The following is a 21554-nucleotide window of genomic DNA, read 5'->3' as shown; positions in this document are numbered from 1 at the left end:
TTATGGACTAAAGATCATGAGCGGCAGATGTCGGACCACTTCGCCAATAATTCCCGCGCCTTGTCATCGAACAGTGCATACCCTTCCAGAGTGGAGAACAAGTCCAAGTGCATCGCGATATCCCGCGGATCTCTCAGAACCACGACACCGGTCGTGTTCTCCACGGTGGCCAGAGTATGGTCATAGACGGTGAAGGTGTCCATCGGTGCCATGGGTTTGTGCCCCGAGATCGGGATAACTCCCAGCTTCACATGTGGGAGCCGGCTGAGGGAGGCCAGCCAGTCGATCTGCATGGCCATGGCGGTCGGGGGTAACAGAGGCCATCTCACTGCCTGTTCAGTGAGAATGAAGGTGAACTGCTTCGTCGTGTCATGCAGAATCTCTTGCCGTTCCAGCTTCCGGGTGACTGTCCTGGAGGTATCGGCGGGTGAATGGGCGAGGCTGGCGCGGATGTACTCCGGAGTCGACAGCAGTCCTGTGATCATCGAAAGAAGGAAGTACCTGAACTCGGTTGACGTTGATTCGAGGGCGGCAAGTTCGGTCTGTTTCCTCTCCAGCCCTCTGCGTCGAAGCGAACGCAGGTCTTGCCACTCTGTGTTCGCCAGCCTTGCGAGGGAGAAAACCTCATCGGCCAACTCGGGAGAGGCCGCCACGGCCCGGAGAATCCACTCCAGGTCAAGGAGGGTCGGTTGAGCTTTCCCGTTTTCTATTCGACTGATCTTCGATTGGGACATGTTGCAACGCCGAGCGAGCCGGTCCCCAGTGAGACCGGCTCGCTTGCGCAGTTCTTTCAGCAGGGCCGCCAGTTCGTGCTTCGGCTGCCCCAGCTGCTCGGGGGCGAACGTCACCCGCTCACATACTCCAGGAATGGTACGGACTCGGCAACAGCGATTCTTTTCCACTGCCGATACGGTTCCGGATCACCCTCGTTCAGTTCACGGCTCATCTGGGTTCCGTCCGGCAGGTAGTTCATAAGAACCACCTTGGACTGATCGAACATCCAGAAATCCTGATCCGGCAGCCCTGGGTTATCCCGGCCGGTGAGGTCGAGAATTCGGATTTCCTCGCCCGCCTTCACGTGATGTCGGTAGTAGTACTCGAACTCGAACCGAAGGTAGTCCGAGAGCGGGCGAGTGACGACGTGCACCCTGCCCACGCTCTTGCCTTCCGAAGTCCACTGTCGGACTTCGTCCATCCAGTCGGACGTGTAATCGTCCGGAGACTTCTCGCCGGCAAGGAAACGCTTCAGTTTCTCCGCTTCCTGGGGCATGGTGTAGGCGGAAAGCGTCTCCAGCCGCCATGCTTCATGCTCCATGGAATCGAAGCAGTCGTTCCACGCGTCACCATCCAAGTACACGGATTGCCTCCCTGAGAACCGCCTCCGGGATTTCCACGAGCCCCTCCCCGGTGGGCGGGGCGAAGGCGTCGGACACGTCACCCTGGACGACGAACGATCCCGTCGCCGTGCGGTACACGTTCGGACAGTCCTTCTCTCCGCATTCGCCCTTGCCATTGCCGTTGCCATTACCCGTGAGCCGTGTGAGTGCCGAACGTTCGGACATGCCAAACCCCCTCGCCCCGGACCCGTTCAGGTCATCTGCCGAACGACAGTAGAGGGGGGCGGCCCCGCGCGTCCATGTGTGAGTGCGACTATGCGCGTCCTTGCATAAACAGGTCCTCGGCCACCTCGGCCGGGCCCCCGGTACGCAATGATGTAGACGCTTGAGCCGGTGGACTGCCGCGTGGCGGCGGCGTCTGACCAGCCCAACTGGACAACCAGTAAATCCAGTTGGCAATGGGAAAGGAGCTCGGCCCGTCCTCAGCAGGAGGCATCTTCCGGGGCCGGTCGTGACGGCCCGTTCTGTGCGGACCTGCACTCCATCAGCAGCTGGCTGCCCCGTGGGCCGACCGGGCGGAAGCCTGCCTTGCTCCATGCCCTGATAGCCCGGTGGTTGGAGGCTTCGGGATCGACGGTTACCCGGTCCCATCCCACGACGGTATGGAGGTACCGGACGAGGGCGCGGGCGGCGTCGGGGCCGTAACCCTGGCCCTGTGCGTGCGGCACGAGCACCATGTCGATGCCGCCTTCGTGAGGGCCGGCGGGGACGTACTGGGCGTACCCCACGGCGTCGACGCCCCTGAGGACCAGCAACGAGACCACTGCGGGATGCCGCCTCCCGGTGTACTTGGCGGCCACTTCCTCGCGGGCGAGAGGCCGCCCGCCCCAGTCGCGGACGAACTCGGGGTCGGCGAACCACTGGGCGAGCAGCGACAGATGCTCATCCGTGGCGGGAACGAGCAAGGTCGCCTCGCCCGCGATGCCGCCCTCTGGCGTGTCCTTCATGGAATGCCGGCCCCTTCGTGCGCGTGTTCAGCCCATCGTTCCAGCCTGGGGGAGGAGGGGGCTGACGGCGCTGGTGAACCACCCGAAGCGCTGGTGAAGCATCCGAACGTCCCCTTGCCCGCCGTTGTCGGGGAGACCGGGATACGGAGCTGATCGAGCGCGGTCCGGAGCGCTTCCAGCTCAGCGATGCGTTCCGCGTTCCGCTCGGCGAGTGCTGCGTTCAGCCCTGCGAAGAACCGTGCGCGGTACGCGAGGTCCGTCTCAATGCGCTGAAGTTCCGCGAACAGGGCGGGCCGCTCGGGGCGTTGACGGGTGAGTACGAGCAGGATGCGGGGGAGGCGCCGTCGCAGGAGGACCTGGAGCGCCCCCGCGACGAGAGCCAGCCGGACCAGTGAGTACGTCACGACTGCCGCCCGCCGTACTCCTGCGCCTCGTACTGCGGTCCTCCGTGCTCCTGCCCTCCGTGGTCGGCCTGCTGGTGGCGCCTGCGCAGGACCCGGCAGTCGGTCTCCCTGCTCGGGTCGTGCTCGGCCCTGGCGACCGCTTCGGCGAGGTCGAACTCCTCGCACGTGCGGCACGGTTCTTCCTCTGCCGGGGTCACCATGCGAGCCCCCTGCGGCGGCTGCGGGCGTTGATCCGGGCGTTCTCGGCGGTCAGCAGCTCCGCCCTGGTCGGCGGCCGTACGTCCTCGGGGGCCGCCTCCCACTCCGGCCCACCGCTGACAGGCCGCAGCGACCAGTACGGACCGGCAAGCCCCCGGAACTCCCCGGTCCGATTTCCGTGCCCCGTGTCCACCATGAGCGTGCCGAGATCCGGTACGTACGAAGGTTCCTGCTCATTCGGGGTGTTATGTGCGGACACCACCGCTCCTCTCTGTAGTCATTCCACTACCAGGGCGGCTCAGCGTGGCCTAGAGTCGGGATCCCTTCAAGTAATCAGTAACGAAGGATGAGTTGGGGTGACCGGATGGTCAATCGCAAGGAGTTGAACCCCGAGAGCAGCCCTGCTGCGGCCTACGGTGCCCGTATGCGCAGGTTGCGGGAGGAGCGTGGCTGGAGCCAGGAAGACCTGGCCAGAAGCCTGGGGTGTTCGAGCCAGCATGTTTCGGCTGTGGAAACTTGTCGTAAGCCGCCGACCCTTCCTTTCTCGCGCAAGGTCGACCTTGCGCTCGGTCTCACCGGATCGGCCGACTCGTTCGAGCGCGAGTGGCACGAAATGCGACGGGGCTCCCTGCTGGAGGGGTTCCGGGAGTACGTGGGGCATGAGGGCCGGGCGACCGAGATCCGGCTATACGAAATCGGCATCATTCCCGGTCTGCTGCAAACGCCGGAATACGCACAGGTGTTGGCTGACAGCGCGGTGCGGCGGGGGGCGATCACGGCCAAGCAGGCAGCCGAGCGGGTGTCGTTCCTGGCGGAGCGGCAGGCGGCACTCGTACGGAACCGCCCGCCCATGGTGTTCGTGACCATGGATGAAAGCTGCATCCGCCGGCCAGTTGGCGGGGCGTCCGTCATGAATGCTCAGTTGGCGCGGCTCGTCGAATACGCCGAGCTACCCAACACAGTGCTTCAGTTGGCGCCGTTCGAGATAGGCGAACGTCGTACCTTCGACCTGCCCGTGAATCTTCTGACCCTGCCTGATCGGTCCGTGCTCTGCTACGCCGAGTCTCAAGCGCAGGGGCACGTGGACCGCGAGGCCACCTCCGTGATGCCCATGCTGACGGCCTACCATCAATTGCAGGCCGAAGCGCTGTCGCAGGCGGCGACCGTCGCCATGATCAGCCAGCTACGAAAGGGCACTCCGTGACGACCCCATCCCCTCGCTGGTTCAAGTCCTCGTACAGCAACAACGGCGGCAACTGCGTCGAGGTCGCCGCCAACCTCGCCGCCTCGCACGGCGTCGTCCCCGTCCGCGACTCCAAGAACCCGGGCGGCCCGGTCCTGGATATTCCCGCCAGCGCGTTCGCCTCGTTCGTGGCGGGCGTCAGGGGTGGAGAGTTCGGCGGCGTCTGACAGGTCCGGCTCCGGGGCGTACGGGTTCAGGGTTGGCCCCGGTTGCCGATGTAGGCCGAAGCTGCCTCCCAAGCGGCATCCGTGGACATGATCGACCAGTTACGAAAGGGCACTCCGTGACGACCTCATCCCCTCGCTGGTTCAAGTCCTCGTACAGCAACAACGGCGGCGCCTGCGTCGAGGTCGCCGCCAACCTCATCGCCTCGCACGGCGTCGTCCCCGTCCGCGACTCCAAGAACCCGGGCGGCCCGGTCCTGTCCGTCCCGGCCCGTGCGTTCGCCTCCTTCGTGGCAGGTGTCAAGGGTGGAGAGTTCGGCGTCTGACCCTTCTGGTCCGGGGCGTACCAGTTCAGCGCTGATCCCGGTGCCGATACAGGCCGAAGCTGCCTCCCAAGCGGCATCCGTGGCCATGATCGACCAGTTACGAAAGGGCGCCCATGACGACTGAAACCCCCCGCTGGTTCAAGTCCTCGTACAGTGAGAACGGCGGTCAGTGCATCGAGGTGGCCGCCAACCTCATCGCCCCACACGGCATCGTCCCCGTCCGCGACTCCAAGAACCCGGGCGGCCTGGTCCTGTCCATTCCCGCCAGCGCGTTCGCCTCCTTCGTGGCAGGCGTCAGGGATGGAGAGTTCGGCGACGCCTGACCACTCTGGGCTGAGACATACGGGTGCAGGGCCGCCCGTCCTCGGTGTGCCGCAGCAACTCACACTGCACCGCCCCCACGTCTCCTCGGCGCTCCTGGCCCCGGGCCCGGTGGGTGGGGGTGTTGGCTGCTCTCCCCACACAACACCCCCCCCCCCAACACCGCGGGTGGGAGTCCCCGACCCCGCCCCCCCCCCCCCCCGAGCCCTGTAGGGGTGAGGTTCTGCCGAACCGCCCCGCCCCAGGCGTGCACCGGCCAGGATGAGGCGGGTGACGACGACCGCCGCTGACCTCTGGCACCACTACGGCCGCAACCGTGCCGCCACCGATCGTTCCGTCCCCGATACCTTCTCCTGGGCCTGGAGCCAGGACGGCGGGCCCGGCGCGGAGGTCCTCGGTGACCTGACCGGCCTGCGCGTCGGTGACCTCGGCGCCGGATCCGCCCGACAAGCCTCGTACCTGGTGGCACGTCACCAGCCCGTACGGGTTATCGCGGTCGACGCCTCCGCCGCCCAGCACGCCATGGCCACCAGCCTCTACTCGGGCCTCGCCCCGCGTCTGCACCTGGTGCACGCCGAGGCGGTGGAGCACCTGCGCACCATGCACGGTTCCTACGACGTGCTGTACAGCGTCTTCGGGGCCGTCGACTTCACCGACCCGCGCGATCTGTTGCCGGCGGCGTGCGCCGCGCTGCGGCCGGGCGGGCGGCTGGTCTTCTCGACTCTTGCCCACTACACGAACGGCGAACCCGCTGAGACAGCTGTCGTGCACGCCGACATTCCGGCGAGGACACCGGACGGAACCCCGACCACGATGCGTCGCTGGGTACTCCGGGAACACCTGTGGACGACGCTGCTCGTCGCGGCCGGGCTGACCGATGTCACCGTCGACATGCTGCCCGCACCCGGCACTGAGCAGCGCACCGCCGAGACACTGCTCGTGACGGCATCCCGCAAGTGAGTCGCTGCGCGATTATTGATCTAGGAGGGACAGACATGGACCCTTCCCGCCGGACTGTCCTCAATGCTGCTCTCTTTTCGCTCGCCCTTGCCGTGCCGGACTGGCCCGACGTGGTGGGGCGCATGGGAAGCGCTCAGCGGGGAGCCAGGACTCGTATAGGGATGTCCGATGTGGCCACGGTCGCCGCGATGACGGAACAAGCCCATGCTGCCGCACAGATCGGGGAGCACCGCTCAGCACGTCAGTGCCTGGCCGAGGCCGAACTGGCCATGGACCGCGCGGAGTCGCGCGGTAAGCCGCTCGGCTCGTACGATCCCGCTTCGTTCCATTATCACACGAGCCAAGTCCGTTACGAGATGGGGGATTTGACTGGAGCGGTAGCCGCCATGCAGGAATCGGACAAGCTGCGGTACGGCGTCTATCGCCGGACCCGTGTCAAGGAGCGTGCGATTCTCGCGGAACGGCAGCTGGCCATCGGCCACCTTGAGGCGGCGTGCAGTTCGTGGCAGCTTGCGCTGGACGATTATCCGCAGGTGAACTCCGGTCGCATCGACAAGCGCATGGCCGACATGTTCAACCTCATCGCCCCGCACCTCAGGAACCGCGACGCGCAGGCGCTGAACGAGCGTGCGCGGACCATCGTTCGCACCGAACTGATCCCGGCCTGAGGTGCCGGACAGGCGATGCTGACGTACTTCAACGTGCCTTTTGTAAGGTCTCTCTTACTCACCCATGATGGTGTTACGCACTCATGGTGAGGTGAGCAGAATGGTTGAGCAGCCAACCCGGCCCGGGGGATCGCAGATCGTCATACGGTCGTTCGAGTGGGACCCGGGTGCGCCGCCCACGAGCCGGAGGAGAACGTGAAGCCCCGCCGAGGGCTCAGCCCGCCGATCCGCTGACCGCTGTCCTGCCTCGGCCGACTCCGGTCAGTTCGCTGGCGGCCCGGTTGCCGGCGATCTCGTTGTGGTGGGCGGCCGCCCAGCCGGCCAGCGCCGTCACCGCTTCCAGCAGGGACCACCCCAGATCCGTCAGCTCGTACTCCACTCGCGGCGGGACCTCGGCGTACGCGGTCCGCGTGATCAGTCCGTCCCGCTCAAGGTGCTTGAGGGTCTGGGTCAGCATCCGCTGGGAGATACCCGGGACGCTCGCCTGCAAGTCGGAGTAGCGCAGCGGGCCGGCGCTCAGGGTACTGACGACCAGCACGGTCCACTTGTCGCCGATGCGATCGAGCACCTCACGGATGAACGCGCTGTTCTCCGGCCATGTCTGGCACGGGCCACTGACCTGTCGCGCTGACGCCATCCCACTCGCCTCTCATCTGGTGTGCAACCGCACGACCAGTATGTAACACCCGGTCGGCGACCCCGTACCACTTCACGGCGTACCACTTCACGGTGACGACTCGCTCCGGTCGGTCACTGGAGCGCGCTCTCGCGCCGCTACTGAGCACGCCACTTCTGAGCACTCCGCCACTACTGAACGCGCCACTACTGAACACGGCGCTACCGAAAGGGAACCCCCTCCATGTCGTACCTGCTTCACATTGACTCCTCGGCACTCGGCGAGGGCTCGGTCTCGCGTCAGGTCGCCCGGTCCTTCCTCGAAGGCTGGGGCGGCAACGTTGTCCACCGCGACCTCGCCGCGGCCCCCGTGCCCCATCTCAGTGCCGCCGGCATCACCGCCCGCGTCACCGATCCCGCCCATCACACCGACGAGGAGGCTGCCGCGGCCGCACTGCAGGACGAGCTCATCGAGGAGTTCCTCGGCGCCAGCGCCTACCTGTTCACGGTGCCGATGTACAACCTTTCGATGCCGTCGGTGTTCAAGGCCTGGCTCGACCACATCATGGTCTACGGCCGCACCTTCAGGCCGTCCCCGGCTGCCGGCCGTCCCGCGGTGCTGATCTCCGCCCGAGGTGGCAGCTACGGTCCTGGCGCGCCCAATCACGGCCTGGACTACGTCGTGCCCACCACTGAGGCGGTGCTCGGACACGAGGGGCAACTGGGGCTCGATGTCACCACTGTGGCGCCCGAGATGACCATGGCCCCCCACGCACCGTCCCTGGCACAGTTCCTCCCGATGTACGAGGCTTCCATGGCCGACGCACACGACCGTGTCCGTGAGATCGCCGCGGCGGTCGCCACCGCGAACGCCGCCTGACATTCCCCACGGTCACGGACCACTGCCCGCGACGCCGCCGGGCAGCCCTCCCGTCGTGACAAGAGCCGGCTTCCGCCTTCAGGACGTGGGGGTCCTCCGCGCAGGGCTGACGCCTTCGACGGCGAGGCGGAAGAGACGGTCCGCCTGTGCCGCGGGTCTGCTGTGGTGTTCGGTGGCCAGGGCGATGCCGACGCTCAGGGTGAGCAGGTCGTGGAAGGTGACGCCGGGCTCGACCGCTCCGTCGCGGATGGCGTGCTGGAGCAGAGGCGTGCCGGCTTCTTCGAGTGCGTTGCCGCAGGAGTGCGTGGCGGGTTCGTCCGTAGGGGGCTCGTAGGTGAGGGTGTCGGCGAGTCCGCGGGCGGAGACGGCGTACGCGACGAGGCCCTGCAGCCAGTCCAGGAGGGCGGCGCGGCTGTCGTCGGATCCGATCAACTGGCGGGCGTGCGCGCAGAGTTTCTCGATGCGCTCCTGGAAGACGGCGTCGAGGAGGGCCCGGCGGGTGGGGAAGTGGCGGCGCACGGTGGCTGATCCGACGCCGGCGGTGCGGGCGATCTGTTCGAGCGAGGCGTCGGCGCCGTGCGCGGCGACCTCGGCCTCGGCGACGGCGAGGATGCGCTGGTAGTTACGGCGGGCGTCCGCTCGCTGGCCGGTCATGGTCTCCTCATTTGCTAAACGGTGGGGCCCGCCATATCTTAGGCGAGTCTAAACGGCGGGCCCCGCCGTTTCTTCTTCCGTGGGGAGAGAAACCATGACCACCGACGCCGCACTCGCATCCGCACCCGTCCTCGTCACCGGAGCCACCGGTCGTCAGGGCGGGGCCACCGCCCGCGCTCTCCTGGCCGCCGGAACGCCGGTACGTGCGCTCGTACGCAACCCGCGTACGGAGCCCGCCCTGGCCATCGAGGCGCTGGGCGCCGAACTGGTGCAGGCGGATCTCTCCGACCGGGCCTCCCTGGGCCCCGCGCTCGAAGGGACCCGCGCGGTGTTCTCGGTGCAGATGCCGCCCATGACCGAGACGAGTGTCGACTTCGCGGGAGAGCTGGCGCAGGCTACGAACCTGATCCACGCGGCGAAAGCGGCGGGGGTACGGCAGTTCGTGCAGTCCTCGACCAGCGGGGTCGGTGAGCACACCCGGGCACCCGGCTGGGCCGAAGGCCGCTGGGCGGCGGTCGAGGAGTACTTCGACACCAAGCAGGCGATCCTGGAGGCGGTGCGCGGCGCGGGCTTCGAGCGCTGGACCGTGATCAAGCCCGCGTTCTTCATGGACAACTTCCCCGCGCTCGTGCCCCACGGGCCCAGCGGGGGCCTTGCCACGGTGCTGAAGCCGGACACGGAAGTGGCGGTGGTGTCGAATGAGGACATCGGCGCGGCAGCCGCTCGCGCACTGGGCGACCCCGACCGTTTTCACCAGGTGGAGCTGGAGCTGGCCGGTGACCGGCTCACGATGAGGCAGATCGCGGAGACCCTGTCCGCGGTGTGGGGCGTGCCCGTCGTCGCGCCGTCGATGAGCCTGGAGGAAGCACTCGCGGCGGGCATGCCCAGCTGGGGCGCCGGACATGAGTGGACCAACGCCTTCGGCCATCCGGCGCGACCCGAATTCGCCCGGCGGCTGGGGATCCCCCTGACCACGTTCGCCACTTGGGCGCGCGAGCATCTGACGGCCTGACGGGACCGCCCGGTTCCCGACAGCGGGGCGTGGCACACGGTTCGCGCCGGTACGGAGCAGGGGGCGCGTCGGCGTGCGGTGCGGCTACTGCCGCTGCCACTGCTCCCTGGTGATCTCGTACCGCACGCCCCCGTGCTCGGCGCCCTCGACCATCGCCATGTCGGGGGGAGTGGGGGTGGTCTCGACGAGCGTCATGGCGAGCTTCTCCATGATGTTGCGTGAGCCCTGGTTCACGGTCATCGTCTCGGCCCACACCATGCGTACGCCGAGTCCCGTGAAGGCCTTCTCCAGCAGACCTCGTGATACTTCGGTCGCATACCCCTTGCCCCAGGCCGCCTGCCGCAGCCGGTAGCCGAGTTCGGCCTCGTCCAGCGGGCCCTGCGGTTCGGGGCGCAGGCAGAACCAGCCGATGAACGCGCCGCCGTCCTTCTCGTGCGCGGCGAACAGTCCGAGATCGCCGTGCCATTTCTCGTATCCGGCGATAACGCTTGGCAGTTGGCGCTCGCGGACGGTCTCCGGGGCGGTCGGCTCGCCCCCGCTCAGGTAGCGCATCACCGCCGGGTCGCTGTCCAGCTCGATCAGCAGGTCCGCGTCGTCGGCTGTGAAGCGGCGCAGGGCCAGGCGGTCGGTCTCCAGATAGGTGTCCACGGAGCGGATCCTGCCCGGGCGGGCCGGGCGGTTCAACGGATTTATTCGGGCGGTGCCGACAGGAATCCCTTGATACTGCTGCGACTTGAGGGGGAGGCAGTAGCAGGTCGCCGCTTCCGTACGGTACGGAACGGCCCGCCGGGCGGCCTGATTCGCACGGCGGGTCGGGAGCGGCGACCGTCTCGTCACGTCCGCACGCGCAACGGGGCCAGATGCGGGCCGAGTTCGTCCCGGAAGCGCAGACGTGACGGAACGGACCGCGCATCGGTGAACGGGAGCGGCGGTTCGAAGGTGTGCGGGTGGGTATCCCAGCCCTGGGTGAAGCGGATCACGGCGGTCAGCTGGGCTCCGTCGGCCTCCGGCGCGAGAGGCGGGAGGTCCGGCAGCCGGGGAAACCTGCGGGCGCCGGGCCCGCGTGGCGGGAAGCGCCCGGCCCCGCGCCGGAACTCGGCTGCGGCACCGGCCGCGAACCGCCGGTACTGCTCGCCACCACCGGTCACGAGGAGCACCACGTGCGGCGGGTTCCGTAGGCGTACGGCTTCGCAGAACCGCCATATGTTCTCTGCGTCCGGCACAGCCACCGCGACCACCAGCCAGGCGTGCACCAGGGCGGCGGACAGGACGGGGCGGACGTCGTCCGCGGGCAGGTCCAGGCGCGCCCACCCGCTGCCTGGCGGGGGGTCGTCCGCCGGGCCCACGGCGACGAATTCCCCGCACCGCGGGAACCACTGCTCGACAGCCCGCCACGCCCGCTCGTCCCAGCCGGGGAGGCCGGTCTCCGGATGGAGCAGCAGCACGCTCTCCTCGGCGTGGATGTCCTCGGGGGTACGCAGGCGGCGCCGGTAGGCGGTGGCGCGGCGCCGGGCCACGCGGAACCCGTACACACTCACGCCCACGAGCACGGGGCAGCCCCACAGCCACACGTCGCTGCCGTACCGTGCCGCGCCCAGGGGGATGAGGGCCGCCAGACCCGTCGTTCCGTAGAACCAGGTGGTCCACTGCCGCTGCACGAAGGACCGTGTCGGCTCGATCCGTGGCACGGTCCGCCCGCCCCGCGTCTCCGGGGGCGCGGCTGTGGCGACCTCCGGGGGCAGGATCCGCACCCCCCGGTCGAGTTCCTGTGCACCGGTTTCGATACGTGTTCTGAAGTATCCGTAGACGAACAGCAGAGGCAGGACGATGAAGACGGCCTTGACACCGGGGCCCTCGCGATGGCTCTTGCCCACGAAGTTCGCGTAGGGGAGCCAGAGCGGGAGGGCCAGGAGCATCCAGCGCAGCTCCCGGGGGACGCCCCAGGGCACGACCGCCCGCCCCGGGAGCCGCAGTTCGAGCCGGGCCACGAAGTCGCGGACCACTCTTCGCACGGCCAGTTGCCGGGAGAGCCGGGCCACCGGCCGCGCGGCCCCGGTCAGCGGGACGAACTCGGGCTCGCGGCCGGAACCGAACACGATCGCCCCGAGGAGCGGAGAACGCGAACGCCGGGAGCGCCGGGCGACCCGGACCATCCCGCCGTGGTCGGGAAGCGTCGGCAGTGGAACCAGGGCCCGCCCCGACTGGGCTCCTGGCGGGCCGGGTTCGCGGGACCGCCGGTCCGCGTACGCTGCCGTGAGTCCCCGGAAGCGGTCATAGCCGTCGGGGTCGTCGAGGACGATGAGCACGATCTGTTCGGCCGGCAGCAGACGTGCCGCCTCCGTGTACTCCCAGAGGGTGCCATCGGCCGACTCGTCCGGGCTGACCGACGCCACCATGACGACGAGCCGGGACCGGCGGATCGCTTCGGAGACAGCGGCCCGCCAGTTGTCCTGCGGGAGATAGAAGCGGGCAGCGCCGAGCGGAGGCAGGGCCTCGCCGGGCTCGCCGACGCTGATCACGCGGCCCAGGCGCAGGAAGGGCAGGACGATGCGCTCCTCCCACGTACGCCGGGAGTCCACCGACGACAGGCCGGTCAGCGCCAGCGCCCAGGCCCACATGCCACGCACCGGCTGGGTGGTGGCCAGTTCCCGGTCGCGGCCGAAGGCCCGCAGATACAGCACGTAGGTGTGGTCCTCAAGGTGCTCGTGCAGCGCCGCGCCCTTCAGGGGGCGTGAGGCCAGGACGCGCCTGTTGTGCTGGAGCGCCCGCCGGGAGACTGTCTCCGCTCTGACCGCTATGAAGAACACGAACGGAACCAGGGCGAGCTGCCACCAGACGACCGAATCCCCGGTCACGGCCTCCGTGGTCGCCGCCAGACTGAGAGCAAGCGCCATCGCCGCCGTACAAGCGCCCAGGGTGCCGACCGTCGACGACAGCCGCGCCCCGTCGTTCTCCTTCTCCCTGTCCTCTTTTTTTCCTTTCCCCTCGTTCTCCCGCGCACTGTTCTCCGTCACGTATCCCCCCACTGCCGCCGTCTGCCGTTGTCGCGCCAGGTGTCTAATGAGGTCATGTTTGATCACAAGAACCTCGGCCGGTCCGGTATTTCCGTCGCCCCGTTGTGCTTGGGCGGCAACGTGTTCGGCTGGACGGCCGACCAGGAGCAATCATTTGCCGTGCTCGATGCCTACGCCGCCGCAGGCGGGAATTTCATCGATACCGCGGACTCGTACATCTACCAGTTCCCCGGTAACCAGCCCGGGCAGTCGGAGACCATCATCGCCAACTGGCTCTCCGCGCGCGGCAACCGGGACGACATCGTCATCGCCTCGAAGGTCGGTGACCACCCGGAGCGCAAGGGGCTCGCGCCCGCCAATGTCGAGTCGGCCGTGGACGATTCGCTCCGGCGTCTGGGAACCGACCGCATCGACCTGTACTACGCCCACTTCGACGACGAGTCCGTGTCGGTCGAGGACGTCGTCACGACGTTCGACGGCCTGGTGCGCGCCGGTAAGGTGCGGGCCCTCGGGGCGTCCAACATCGGCCCGGAACGCCTGGACGCCATGCTGCGGTTCGCCCGCCAGGAGGGCCTGACGGGCTTTCAGGTGCTCCAGCCCCAGTACAACCTCGTCTCCCGTGACACCTACGAGGGCGAACGCCGGGACATCGTCCAGCGGGAGGGACTGGCCTGCGTCCCCTACTTCGCCCTCGCCTCCGGGTTCCTGACCGGCAAGTACCGGCCGGGCCGCCCGCTGGACAACGTGCGCGACATGCCCGGCCTGGCCGGTGGTTACGCGGACAGTGAGCGCGGCACCAGGGTTCTCGCCGCCATGGAGGAGATCGCGTCGGCACACGGCGTACAGCTGGCCACCGTCGCCATCGCCTGGGTGGCCCAGCAGCCGACCGTGGTCGCACCGATCGCCTCCGCCCGGGTGGTGGACCAGGTGCCGGCCCTCGTCGCCCTGGCGGACCTGCACCTCTCCGAGGACGAACTGCGGTCGCTGGACGCCGCGTCCGCCTGACGGCAACCGTGCTCGGCCCAGGTTGCCACCATCATGGGGGCGGCCTCGGGCCCGGCACGGGCACCGGAGCTACGATTCGGCCACAGCGCAGATCCGTGGGCGCGGGAGGAACGATGCTGGAGGGAAGCGGCACCGCACTGCGGTTCGGGCTGCTGGGGCAGGTCTGCCTGTTCGATCCCGCCAGCGGGGAGCCCCACCGGGTGGGCGGTACCAAGATCCGCGTACTGCTCGCCGCTCTTCTGCGGGAGCCCGGCCGGGCCGTGTCCACCGGGGCGTTGCGGGAGATGCTGTGGGGCGACAGCCCGCCGCCCACCGCCCGAGCTTCGTTGCAGAACTTCGCCGCCCGGCTGCGCCGGATGCTGGACGACCCGCACCGGCTGCGGGCGCTCGACACCGGATACCGGCTCTCGGTGAGCGAGGACGAGCTGGACGTACGGGTCTTCCAGCGGCACGTCGTCGCGGCCAGGACGGCGGGCTCCGCACGGCGGTGGCCCGAGGTGCTCCATGAGTCCCGGGCGGCGCTGGCGCTGTGGCGCGGCGCCCCGCTGGACGGCGTACGGGCGCCACTGGCCGACGACTCGTATGTGCGGCGGCTGGAGGAGGAGCGGCTGTCGCTGCTGGAGTGGCGGGCCGAGGCCCGGCTCGCGCTCGGCCACTCCGCCGCCGGGCTGGTTCCCGGACTGACGGAGCTGGCCGATCAGTACCCGCTGCGCGAGGCGTTCCACCGGCAGCTGATGCTCGCCCTGCACCGGTCGGACCGCCAGGCGGAGGCGCTGGAGGTGCACCGGGTGCTGCGCCGCACCCTCGCGGAACAACTCGGCACCGAGCCGGGAGCCGCGGTGGCCGCCGCGCACCGGGAGGTACTCGGGCCCGCCCGCACGGCCGCCCCCGCGCCCCACGCCGGCGATCCGCGAGCCGCCCGGGTCGTCCCCGCGCAGGTCCCGCCGGCGCCGGGCTGTTTCACCGGGCGGCACACCGAACGGGCCGCGCTCCGTGCGGCGTTGGGCGGATCGGCGGGCGACGGACCGGTGGGTGATGGGCCGGTGGGTGACGGGCCGGTGGGTGAGGGCCCGGTGGGTGAGGGGCCGGTCGGCGACGGATCGGCGGGTGACGGGCCGCGCCTCGCGGTCGTCAGCGGTATGCCCGGCGTCGGCAAGAGCGCGCTCGTCGCGCAGGTCGCGCACGACCTGCGCGACACCTACCCGGACGGGCAGCTCTACGTCCATCTGCACGGGGCGGCGCCCGACGGCTCCCGGCTCTCGCCACGCGGCGCACTCGCCGCGCTGCTGCGGGCCCTGGGGCGGGCGCCGCAGTCCATCCCGGAGGACCCGGACGCGGGCACCGCGCTCCTGCGCTCCCTCCTGGCGCCCACGCGCACCCTGATGGTGCTGGACGACGCGGCGGGCGCCGCCCAGGTCCGGCCGCTGCTGCCCGCGGGCGCCGGATGCGGGGTGCTGGTCACCAGCAGATATCCGCTGACCGCGCTGGACGGCGCACGGCATATGACCCTGCGGCCGATGACACCGCCGGAGAGCGCCGCGCTGTTGCGGGCCGCGTCCGGCCGCCGCGAGTGCGTGGGCCCCGACCACCAGCTCGTCCGCCTCACCGGCGGGCTGCCGCTGGCGCTCCGGGTGGTCGCCGCCCGGCTCGCGGCGCGCGGCACGCTGGCCCCCGACCGGCTGGCGGACCGGCTGGCCGGGGACGGTCTGCTGGAGCACCTGGAGTACGACGACCTGAGCGTGCGGCGCCCGCTGACGGTCGCCGTCCAGGCCCTGCGCGCATCCGACCGGTCCGCCGACCGGGACGCGGCACGCGCCCTGTGCCGCATCGGCGCGGTGAACCTGCCGGACTACACCTCGCCGCTGCTGGCCCGGCTCAGCGGGCTCTCCCCCACGCGAGCGGCGGACGCGCTCGACCGGCTCGTACAGACGGCCCTCCTGGAGGAGCCCGTACCGGAGCGGTTCCTCCCGCACGACCTGGTGCGGGAGTTCGCCCGCGAGGAAGCGGCCACGCGGACGCCCTCGCCCGCCGTTCTGCGGGGTACGGCCCTGCGATGGTACGCGGCGGGCACCCGGCGCCTGCTCTGCGCGGTCCTGCCGCCCAGCCAGGACCGGGAGGACCGGATGTACGCCCCGCCGGAGGGGCGCACCGACGAGGGCGAGGACGACGCCTTCCCCGCCGACATCACCGCCTGGGCCGAGGCGGAGGTGGCCAATATCGTCGCGCTGGTGGGGCAGACCGTCGCGGCCGATGACCCGCCGACCGACCACCGCGCCGCGTCGGCCGGTGTGGTCAGGCAGCTCTTCCCCTTCCTGCAACGGCAGGGCAGGCTCGGCGAGATGGAAGTGCTCGCCACCCATGCGGTGCTCGCCGCCGGCGCGAGCGGGGACGTCCGCGCGGAGGCGCTCGCCCTCAGCGACCTCGCGGGATTCCACTTCCTCTCCGGCCGCCTCCAGCAGGCGCTCTCGCTGATCGACCGCGGCCTCGGCATGCTCCGGGCGTCGGGCGACCTGGTCGGGGTGCGGCGGTCACTCAGCCACCGGGGCACACTCCTCAACCTGCTCGGCCGGCCCCAGGAGGCGGAGGAGGCCCTGCGGGAGGCACTGCGGCTGGCCCGTCAACTGGACGACCCGGTGGGGGAGTCGGTCGTACTCGGCAATCTGGGCAACCTGGTCGAACAACGCGACCCGGCCGAGGCCGTCCACTGCCATGAGCGCAGCCTCGCCCTCGCGGAGCGTACCGATGATCCGAGGATCAGGAACACGGCGTACTGCAACATCGGTTACGCCCTGCTGCGCGCCGGGAACCCCGCCGCGGCCCGGCGTCATTTCGAGCGCGGATTGACCGGCCTGCGGGAATTCTCCGACTGGCACGCCGAGACCCACACCCGCCTCGGTCTGATCCGGACGCTGCGCGAACTCAGGCGTACGGAGGGGGCGGTGGCGGAATCGGCGGCACTTGTCGACCGGGCCGTGGAGCGGCGCGACCACCACGCGAGTGGCCTGGCACGGCACGAGTACGGCCGGGTGCTCGCGGCGGCAGGGCGCGGGGACGAGGCGCGGGCCCAGTGGCGGGCCGCGCTCGACGATCTGGCCGGCACCGACAGCTCCGAACTGCCCGGGCTGCGGAAGCTGCTGGGGCTGCCCGAGGTGCCGGAGCAGGCCGGCTGAGCGGAGCACGGAGAGAGACGGGGGGGGGGGGGGGGGGGGGGGGCGCGCCCCCCCCCCCCCCCACACACAGCACAGCGCGCCCCCGGCGGCCCGCGCCCACGCCGCCCACACCCACACCCCCCCGGGCTCGCCCCCCCCCGTCACCCCCCCAGCCCCGCACGCGCGCCCCCCCCCGGGGCCCCCCGGCCCCCGCGGGGGGGGGCCCGTCCCCGTTCACGTAACCCTTGACGCCTGCGCCATCCTGGACGCCCGGGAAACTTCCGACGCCCGGCACCTGCACAGCTGCCGCCGGTGCGGTCCCCTCACTCCCCTGTGATGAGGGGCGGAGGAAGTTCAGCCCTTCCGCGCGGGCGGCAGGCTCAGTTGTCGAAGGTGTAGTTCTGGAGCCAGATGGTTTTGTGCCCCTTCTTCGACAGGTACCCGTGGATCTTTATGGTCCTGTTCTCACGGAGGTCGAAGTTGCAGGTCTTCTTCTTGCCGAGGCCGCTGGCCTTGCAGTAACGGTACTTTCCGCTCCCGTCGTCGACCCGAGCGCCCACGCTGTAGCCGTCAGCCGTGATGTCCATCACCATGACGATGTCGCCGTACGGGCAGAAGCCCAGGTGACCGACCAGGTCCTGTTCACCGTTCCCACGGGCCAGGTATCCCCCCGTGCAGTCCGATGACTTGGCGGTGGCTGCTTGCGCCGGCAATGCGGCGGTGGCCATACCGATGACCGCTACGGCGGCTCCCAGCAGGGAGACCGCAGAGGTGCGCAACGTACGCTTCATACCTGTTCCTTTGCTGATCAGCGCCCCCGCACGGGTGGCCGGAACACCCGACACGGGGCGCGCGGCCCGTCAGTGGGCCACGTGGAGAAGCGTCCCGGCCTCCGCCAACAGAGCGCCAACAAGTCGGGGGAGCCGCGGGGAGAGGATCAAGCCAAGCCCACCCCGGGCGCGCCACCCGCGCCCCTCCCCGCACCCTGGTACGCGATACCTTCACCCGGGACCGGGACGGTCCTCCGTACCCCCGCCCCGCAGATCCGTACCCCCGCCCCACAGAGGAGCACAAGCCGTGACCGTGGAAGCGACAGACGCAGCCGACCCCTTCGGGACGGCCCGCCTGAGGCGTGGCGTGCTCGATGCCTGGGCCGCCGCCCCCGCCCGTTTCCGCGAGGACGCCAACGCCGAGGAGGACCTCGCGCTGGGCGGCTACCGGGACCGCCTCGTCGTCGAGCTGGCCCAGAACGCCGCCGACGCGGCGGCCCGTGCGGGGGTGCCGGGCCGGTTCCGGCTCACCCTGCGGCCGGGCGATGGCGGAGGGCCGGCCGTACTCGTCGCCGCCAACACCGGGGCGCCGCTGGACGCCGCCGGCGTCGAGTCGCTGAGTACGCTCCGTGCCTCGGCCAAGCGGCCCGGCTCAGGAACAGCCGACACCCACGCCGCGGTCGGCCGTTTCGGTGTCGGGTTCGCCGCCGTCCTCGCGGTCAGCGACGAGCCCGCGGTCGTCGGCCGGCACGGCGGCGTCCGGTGGTCCCTCGCCGAGGCCCGCGCACTGGCGGCCGAAGCGGCCCGTACCGCGGCGGAGCAGACATCGGACGGCGGCCTCGCCGACGAACTGCGGCGGCGCGAGGGGCACGTACCGCTGCTGCGGCTCCCGCTGCCCGCCGAGGGCACCGCGCCCGACGGGTACGACACCGTCGTCATCCTGCCGCTGCGCGACGCCGGCGCGGAGGACCTGGCCCGGCGCCTGGTCGCCGCGATCGACGACGCGCTGCTGCTGACCCTGCCCGGCCTCGCCGAGATCGTGGTCGAGACCCCGGACGGTATCCGCACCCTGGCCCGCTCGGAGCACGGGGCGTACGTCCACATCGACGACAGCGCGGCGGGCGGCGGGATCCACCGCTGGCGCACCGTCGCCCACCACGGGCCGCTGGAGCGCGCGCTGCTCGCGGACCGGCCCGTCGAGGAACGGCTGCGCCCGCACTGGTCGGTCACCTGGGCCGTCCCGGTGGACGGCGAGGGCGCCCCCGTACGCCCCGGCACCGCCCCCGTCGTCCACGCGCCGACCCCGACCGACGAACCGCTCGGTGTGCCCGCGCTGCTCATCGCCTCGCTGCCGCTGGACACCACCCGCCGTCACCCCGCCCCCGGGCCGCTCACGGACTTCCTGGTGCAGCGGGCCGCCGACGGCTACGCGGAGCTGCTCGGCGGCTGGGAGCCGGTGTCGGTCGCCACCCTCGACCTGGTGCCGGGCCCGCTCGGCAAGGGCGAGCTGGACGGCGCGCTGCGGGCCGCGATCCTGGAGCGGCTGAACCGGGTGGCGTTCCTCGCCCCCGCCGCGCCGCTGGAGGACGTGGCACCGGAGGACACGGAAGGCGCGGACGACGAGGCGGGCGGCGCGCGCCGCCGGGCCCTGCGCCCCTTCGAGGCCGAGGTCGTCGAGGGCGCGGGCGAGGACACCGTACGCGTGCTGGCCGAAGTGCTGCCGACGCTGCTGCCCGCCGGGCTCGAACGCCGTACCGAGCTGCGCACACTGAGCGTCGGCCGGCTGCCGCTCGGTGACGCCATCGACCGGATCGGCGGCGCCGAACGCCCGCCGTCCTGGTGGCGGCGGCTGTACGAGACCCTGGCCGGCGTCGACCCGGACCGGCTCTCCGGGCTGCCGGTGCCGCTCGCCTCAGGCCGTACCGCCGTCGGGCCCCGGCAGGTGCTGCTGCCGCTGGCCGACACCCCCGCCGACCTGGCCCGCCTCGGTCTGAAGGTCGCCCACCCGGAGGCCGCGCATCCGCTCCTGGAGAAGCTGGGCGCGCTGCCCGCCACCCCGCGCACCGTCCTGACGACCCCGCAGGTGCGGGCCGCCGTCGCCGCCTCCATGGAGGCCGGGGAGAGCTGGTACGACGAGGACGACGAAGGCGCCCTGGACGCCGATGAACTCGCCGATGTGGTGCTCGGGCTCGTCCGTGAGGCGGAGCTGGAGCCCGGCGACGAGCCCTGGCTCGGGGCGCTCGCGCTCCCCGACGAGGACGGCGAGACCGTGCCGGCCGGTGAACTGGTGCTGCCAGGATCCCCGTTCGCCTCGGTCATGCGCGAGGGCGAACTCGCCCTGTGCGACGCCGAGCTGGCCGAGCGCTGGGGCGAGCAGCCGCTGACCGCCTGCGGGGTGCTCGCCACCTTCGCCCTGGTCCGCACCACCGATGTGGTCCTGGACCCCGATGAACTCGAACCGCGCGAGGGCGACTTCGCCGAGCCGGACGACGCCGGGCTGCTCGACGCGGTGGACGTCTGGTGCGAGGACGTGCTCGACCAGCTGGCGCAGACCCCGTTGCCGCCGGTGGCCACGGAGATCGTCGCCGTACGGGACCTGGAGCTGGTCGACGACGACCGCTGGCCGCAGGCGCTCGCCCTGCTCTCCCGGCCGCCGCTGCGGGACGCCCTGACCCAGCCGGTCCGGGTGCTGCTCCCGGACGGTACGACCGAGTCCGTACGCCCGTACACCGCCTGGTGGCTGCGGGGTCACCCGGTGCTCGACGGCCGCCGCCCGGCCGGGCTGCGGGCTGCGGGCGGTGATCCGCTGCTGGCCGGTCTCTACGACGAGGCGGACGCCACCGGCTTCGACGACGAGCAGGTGCTGCGCGCCCTGGGGGTACGGACCTCCGTGGCCGCCCTCCTCGACGAGCCCGGCGGCGCGGCCGAGCTGCTGACCCGGCTCGCCGATCCGGACCGTACGGTGTCGGCCCGTCAGCTGCACGCGCTGTACGGCCGGTTGGCGCTGCTCGACCCGGAACAGGTCACGCTGCCGGACGAGTTGCGGGCCGTGGTGGACGGCGAGGTGCGGGTGGTGGACGCCGCCGACGCCCTGGTCGCGGACGCCCCCGACCTGCTCCCGCTGACCTCGGGCGCCGCGCTGCTCCCGGTGGCCCCGGACCGGGCCGCCGAGCTGGCCGAGCTGCTCCAGGTCGCCAGGCTGAGCGAGAGCGTGGAGGCCGAGGTGACCACGGCGGGGGAGGAGCACCAGGTCCCGGACGCGGTACGGGCGCTGCTCGGGGCCGGCACACCGCGTACGTACGTCGAGCACGGCGAACTGCTGGCGAACGGCGTCGAACTGGACTGGCACCGGACGCGCGACGGTGTGGTGCACGCGGCCACGCTTGAGGGGGTGGCGGCGGGGCTCGCCTGGGCGGCGGGGCAGTGGCCGCGCCGGTTCGAGGTGGCGGCACTGATCGAGGACCCGTCCCGGACGGAGGAGCTGGAGCGGGACCGCTGGTTCGACTGAGGCGGGTGGGCCGGCGGGGGCTGCTGGTTCGGCTGGGATTGCTGGTTCGGTTGAGGCTGCTGATCCGCCTGAGGCTGCTGGTCCGGCGGGGGCGGGTGGTTCGGCGGGGCCGGTCCCGAAGGGGCGCCGTCACCCTTCGGTTTCCGCACGGTTTCGAAATCTTCACATCGGGCACAACCTTTCACCCACGTCGCTTGTCTGGTCTGTGAAGTCACCAGACGACACAGACCACATGGGCCACCCGGATTGTCGAAACCAACCCCCGTCCCCGTCTCCACATGGGGACCAAAAAATCGTATAACGGCCACGGTGGCCGCCG

At 70.6% G+C, this 21554-nt stretch carries 23 protein-coding genes; 11 read left to right on the top strand and 12 right to left on the bottom strand.

Annotation, left to right across the window (positions count from 1 at the left end):
* Window positions 1–14: 14 nt before the first annotated feature.
* The 7 genes from ACFXBC_RS06385 to ACFXBC_RS06355 form a co-directional block, all read right to left on the bottom strand.
* Window positions 15–848, bottom strand: a complete 834-nt coding sequence (locus tag ACFXBC_RS06385; protein ID WP_385019315.1) for a helix-turn-helix domain-containing protein — start codon at window positions 846–848, stop codon at window positions 15–17.
* Window positions 845–1357: a DUF6879 family protein gene (locus ACFXBC_RS06380; RefSeq protein WP_385019312.1), complete on the bottom strand. Its 513-nt coding sequence runs from the start codon at window positions 1355–1357 to the stop codon at window positions 845–847. The genes ACFXBC_RS06385 and ACFXBC_RS06380 overlap by 4 nt, the downstream gene beginning before the upstream one ends.
* On the bottom strand, window positions 1341–1562 hold the full coding sequence (locus tag ACFXBC_RS06375; protein WP_385019310.1) for a hypothetical protein: 222 nt from the start codon (window positions 1560–1562) through the stop codon (window positions 1341–1343). The genes ACFXBC_RS06380 and ACFXBC_RS06375 overlap by 17 nt, the downstream gene beginning before the upstream one ends.
* Before the next feature lie 257 nt (window positions 1563–1819).
* Window positions 1820–2344: a GNAT family N-acetyltransferase gene (locus ACFXBC_RS06370; protein WP_385019308.1), complete on the bottom strand. Its 525-nt coding sequence runs from the start codon at window positions 2342–2344 to the stop codon at window positions 1820–1822.
* Window positions 2341–2748: a hypothetical protein gene (locus ACFXBC_RS06365; RefSeq protein ID WP_385019306.1), complete on the bottom strand. Its 408-nt coding sequence runs from the start codon at window positions 2746–2748 to the stop codon at window positions 2341–2343. Before ACFXBC_RS06365 ends, ACFXBC_RS06370 begins: the two co-directional genes overlap by 4 nt.
* Complete coding sequence (locus ACFXBC_RS06360) at window positions 2745–2948, bottom strand: hypothetical protein (protein ID WP_385019304.1); 204 nt, start codon at window positions 2946–2948, stop codon at window positions 2745–2747. The genes ACFXBC_RS06365 and ACFXBC_RS06360 overlap by 4 nt, the downstream gene beginning before the upstream one ends.
* Window positions 2942–3142, bottom strand: a complete 201-nt coding sequence (locus ACFXBC_RS06355) for a hypothetical protein (protein WP_385019453.1) — start codon at window positions 3140–3142, stop codon at window positions 2942–2944. The genes ACFXBC_RS06360 and ACFXBC_RS06355 overlap by 7 nt, the downstream gene beginning before the upstream one ends.
* Window positions 3143–3310: 168 nt before the next feature.
* Here ACFXBC_RS06355 and ACFXBC_RS06350 point away from each other — a divergent pair, with 168 nt between their 5' ends.
* The 6 genes from ACFXBC_RS06350 (at window position 3311) to ACFXBC_RS06325 (ending at window position 6628) form a co-directional block, all read left to right on the top strand.
* A complete protein-coding gene (locus ACFXBC_RS06350) occupies window positions 3311–4150 on the top strand; it encodes a Scr1 family TA system antitoxin-like transcriptional regulator (RefSeq protein WP_385019302.1) in 840 nt (279 codons plus the stop codon).
* A complete protein-coding gene (locus ACFXBC_RS06345; RefSeq protein ID WP_385019300.1) occupies window positions 4147–4356 on the top strand; it encodes a DUF397 domain-containing protein in 210 nt (69 codons plus the stop codon). The genes ACFXBC_RS06350 and ACFXBC_RS06345 overlap by 4 nt, the downstream gene beginning before the upstream one ends.
* A gap of 116 nt (window positions 4357–4472) precedes the next feature.
* Window positions 4473–4679, top strand: a complete 207-nt coding sequence (locus tag ACFXBC_RS06340; RefSeq protein WP_385019298.1) for a DUF397 domain-containing protein — start codon at window positions 4473–4475, stop codon at window positions 4677–4679.
* A gap of 113 nt (window positions 4680–4792) precedes the next feature.
* Window positions 4793–5002: a DUF397 domain-containing protein gene (locus ACFXBC_RS06335; RefSeq protein WP_385019296.1), complete on the top strand. Its 210-nt coding sequence runs from the start codon at window positions 4793–4795 to the stop codon at window positions 5000–5002.
* 259 nt (window positions 5003–5261) lie between these two features.
* Window positions 5262–5960 (top strand): class I SAM-dependent methyltransferase, encoded by a 699-nt coding sequence (locus ACFXBC_RS06330; protein ID WP_385019294.1) that lies wholly within the window; start codon window positions 5262–5264, stop codon window positions 5958–5960.
* A gap of 35 nt (window positions 5961–5995) precedes the next feature.
* Entirely contained in the window at window positions 5996–6628 is a 633-nt protein-coding gene (locus ACFXBC_RS06325; protein WP_385019292.1) for a hypothetical protein, read from the top strand.
* A gap of 214 nt (window positions 6629–6842) precedes the next feature.
* On the opposite strand, the gene ACFXBC_RS06320 is transcribed toward ACFXBC_RS06325, so the two are convergent.
* The gene (locus ACFXBC_RS06320; RefSeq protein WP_385019290.1) at window positions 6843–7265 is read right to left on the bottom strand and encodes a winged helix-turn-helix transcriptional regulator; all 423 of its coding nucleotides are present in this window, start codon (window positions 7263–7265) and stop codon (window positions 6843–6845) included.
* Window positions 7266–7487: 222 nt separating this feature from the next.
* Between ACFXBC_RS06320 and ACFXBC_RS06315 the strand changes: the two genes are divergently transcribed.
* Window positions 7488–8123 carry an FMN-dependent NADH-azoreductase gene (locus ACFXBC_RS06315; protein ID WP_385019288.1) on the top strand — a complete coding sequence of 212 codons (636 nt, stop codon included), beginning with the start codon at window positions 7488–7490 and terminating at the stop codon, window positions 8121–8123.
* Window positions 8124–8201: 78 nt separating this feature from the next.
* Here ACFXBC_RS06315 and ACFXBC_RS06310 read toward each other — a convergent pair whose 3' ends face one another.
* Window positions 8202–8777 (bottom strand): TetR/AcrR family transcriptional regulator, encoded by a 576-nt coding sequence (locus ACFXBC_RS06310; RefSeq protein ID WP_385019286.1) that lies wholly within the window; start codon window positions 8775–8777, stop codon window positions 8202–8204.
* Between the two features lie 94 nt (window positions 8778–8871).
* Here ACFXBC_RS06310 and ACFXBC_RS06305 point away from each other — a divergent pair, with 94 nt between their 5' ends.
* On the top strand, window positions 8872–9789 hold the full coding sequence (locus tag ACFXBC_RS06305) for an NmrA family NAD(P)-binding protein (protein WP_385019284.1): 918 nt from the start codon (window positions 8872–8874) through the stop codon (window positions 9787–9789).
* 84 nt (window positions 9790–9873) lie between these two features.
* Here ACFXBC_RS06305 and ACFXBC_RS06300 read toward each other — a convergent pair whose 3' ends face one another.
* Both ACFXBC_RS06300 and ACFXBC_RS06295 read right to left on the bottom strand, forming a co-directional pair.
* A complete protein-coding gene (locus tag ACFXBC_RS06300; protein WP_385019282.1) occupies window positions 9874–10437 on the bottom strand; it encodes a GNAT family N-acetyltransferase in 564 nt (187 codons plus the stop codon).
* Between the two features lie 185 nt (window positions 10438–10622).
* Window positions 10623–12803, bottom strand: a complete 2181-nt coding sequence (locus ACFXBC_RS06295; protein ID WP_385019280.1) for a hypothetical protein — start codon at window positions 12801–12803, stop codon at window positions 10623–10625.
* A 54-nt stretch (window positions 12804–12857) separates the two neighbouring features.
* Here ACFXBC_RS06295 and ACFXBC_RS06290 point away from each other — a divergent pair, with 54 nt between their 5' ends.
* Together ACFXBC_RS06290 and ACFXBC_RS06285 are read left to right on the top strand one after the other, a co-directional pair.
* Window positions 12858–13808, top strand: a complete 951-nt coding sequence (locus ACFXBC_RS06290; RefSeq protein WP_385019278.1) for an aldo/keto reductase — start codon at window positions 12858–12860, stop codon at window positions 13806–13808.
* A 113-nt stretch (window positions 13809–13921) separates the two neighbouring features.
* Window positions 13922–16978 carry a BTAD domain-containing putative transcriptional regulator gene (locus ACFXBC_RS06285; protein WP_385019276.1) on the top strand — a complete coding sequence of 1019 codons (3057 nt, stop codon included), beginning with the start codon at window positions 13922–13924 and terminating at the stop codon, window positions 16976–16978.
* Window positions 16979–17337: 359 nt separating this feature from the next.
* On the opposite strand, the gene ACFXBC_RS06280 is transcribed toward ACFXBC_RS06285, so the two are convergent.
* The gene (locus tag ACFXBC_RS06280; RefSeq protein ID WP_385019274.1) at window positions 17338–17748 is read right to left on the bottom strand and encodes a hypothetical protein; all 411 of its coding nucleotides are present in this window, start codon (window positions 17746–17748) and stop codon (window positions 17338–17340) included.
* Between the two features lie 292 nt (window positions 17749–18040).
* On the opposite strand from ACFXBC_RS06280, the gene ACFXBC_RS06275 reads away from it, so the two are divergent.
* Complete coding sequence (locus ACFXBC_RS06275) at window positions 18041–21235, top strand: sacsin N-terminal ATP-binding-like domain-containing protein (protein WP_385019272.1); 3195 nt, start codon at window positions 18041–18043, stop codon at window positions 21233–21235.
* Window positions 21236–21554 lie beyond the last annotated feature (319 nt).

Origin of the sequence: Streptomyces sp. NPDC059398, assembly GCF_042751845.1 — a bacterium.
Taxonomy (GTDB): domain Bacteria; phylum Actinomycetota; class Actinomycetes; order Streptomycetales; family Streptomycetaceae; genus Streptomyces.
This window is presented reverse-complemented; position numbering and strand designations above follow the sequence as displayed.

What these genes read in the sequence shown, in the direction of transcription:
- ACFXBC_RS06310 (WP_385019286.1), bottom strand. Translation starts at nt 8,777, where the DNA reads ATGACCGGCCAGCGAGCGGACGCCCGCCGTAACTACCAGCGCATCCTC.
- ACFXBC_RS06330 (WP_385019294.1), top strand. Translation starts at nt 5,262, where the DNA reads ATGAGGCGGGTGACGACGACCGCCGCTGACCTCTGGCACCACTACGGC.
- ACFXBC_RS06335 (WP_385019296.1), top strand. Translation starts at nt 4,793, where the DNA reads ATGACGACTGAAACCCCCCGCTGGTTCAAGTCCTCGTACAGTGAGAAC.
- ACFXBC_RS06290 (WP_385019278.1), top strand. Translation starts at nt 12,858, where the DNA reads ATGTTTGATCACAAGAACCTCGGCCGGTCCGGTATTTCCGTCGCCCCG.
- ACFXBC_RS06355 (WP_385019453.1), bottom strand. Translation starts at nt 3,142, where the DNA reads ATGGTGGACACGGGGCACGGAAATCGGACCGGGGAGTTCCGGGGGCTT.
- ACFXBC_RS06370 (WP_385019308.1), bottom strand. Translation starts at nt 2,344, where the DNA reads ATGAAGGACACGCCAGAGGGCGGCATCGCGGGCGAGGCGACCTTGCTC.
- ACFXBC_RS06280 (WP_385019274.1), bottom strand. Translation starts at nt 17,748, where the DNA reads ATGAAGCGTACGTTGCGCACCTCTGCGGTCTCCCTGCTGGGAGCCGCC.
- ACFXBC_RS06305 (WP_385019284.1), top strand. Translation starts at nt 8,872, where the DNA reads ATGACCACCGACGCCGCACTCGCATCCGCACCCGTCCTCGTCACCGGA.
- ACFXBC_RS06375 (WP_385019310.1), bottom strand. Translation starts at nt 1,562, where the DNA reads ATGTCCGAACGTTCGGCACTCACACGGCTCACGGGTAATGGCAACGGC.
- ACFXBC_RS06285 (WP_385019276.1), top strand. Translation starts at nt 13,922, where the DNA reads ATGCTGGAGGGAAGCGGCACCGCACTGCGGTTCGGGCTGCTGGGGCAG.
- ACFXBC_RS06350 (WP_385019302.1), top strand. Translation starts at nt 3,311, where the DNA reads ATGGTCAATCGCAAGGAGTTGAACCCCGAGAGCAGCCCTGCTGCGGCC.
- ACFXBC_RS06315 (WP_385019288.1), top strand. Translation starts at nt 7,488, where the DNA reads ATGTCGTACCTGCTTCACATTGACTCCTCGGCACTCGGCGAGGGCTCG.
- ACFXBC_RS06320 (WP_385019290.1), bottom strand. Translation starts at nt 7,265, where the DNA reads ATGGCGTCAGCGCGACAGGTCAGTGGCCCGTGCCAGACATGGCCGGAG.
- ACFXBC_RS06360 (WP_385019304.1), bottom strand. Translation starts at nt 2,948, where the DNA reads ATGGTGACCCCGGCAGAGGAAGAACCGTGCCGCACGTGCGAGGAGTTC.
- ACFXBC_RS06325 (WP_385019292.1), top strand. Translation starts at nt 5,996, where the DNA reads ATGGACCCTTCCCGCCGGACTGTCCTCAATGCTGCTCTCTTTTCGCTC.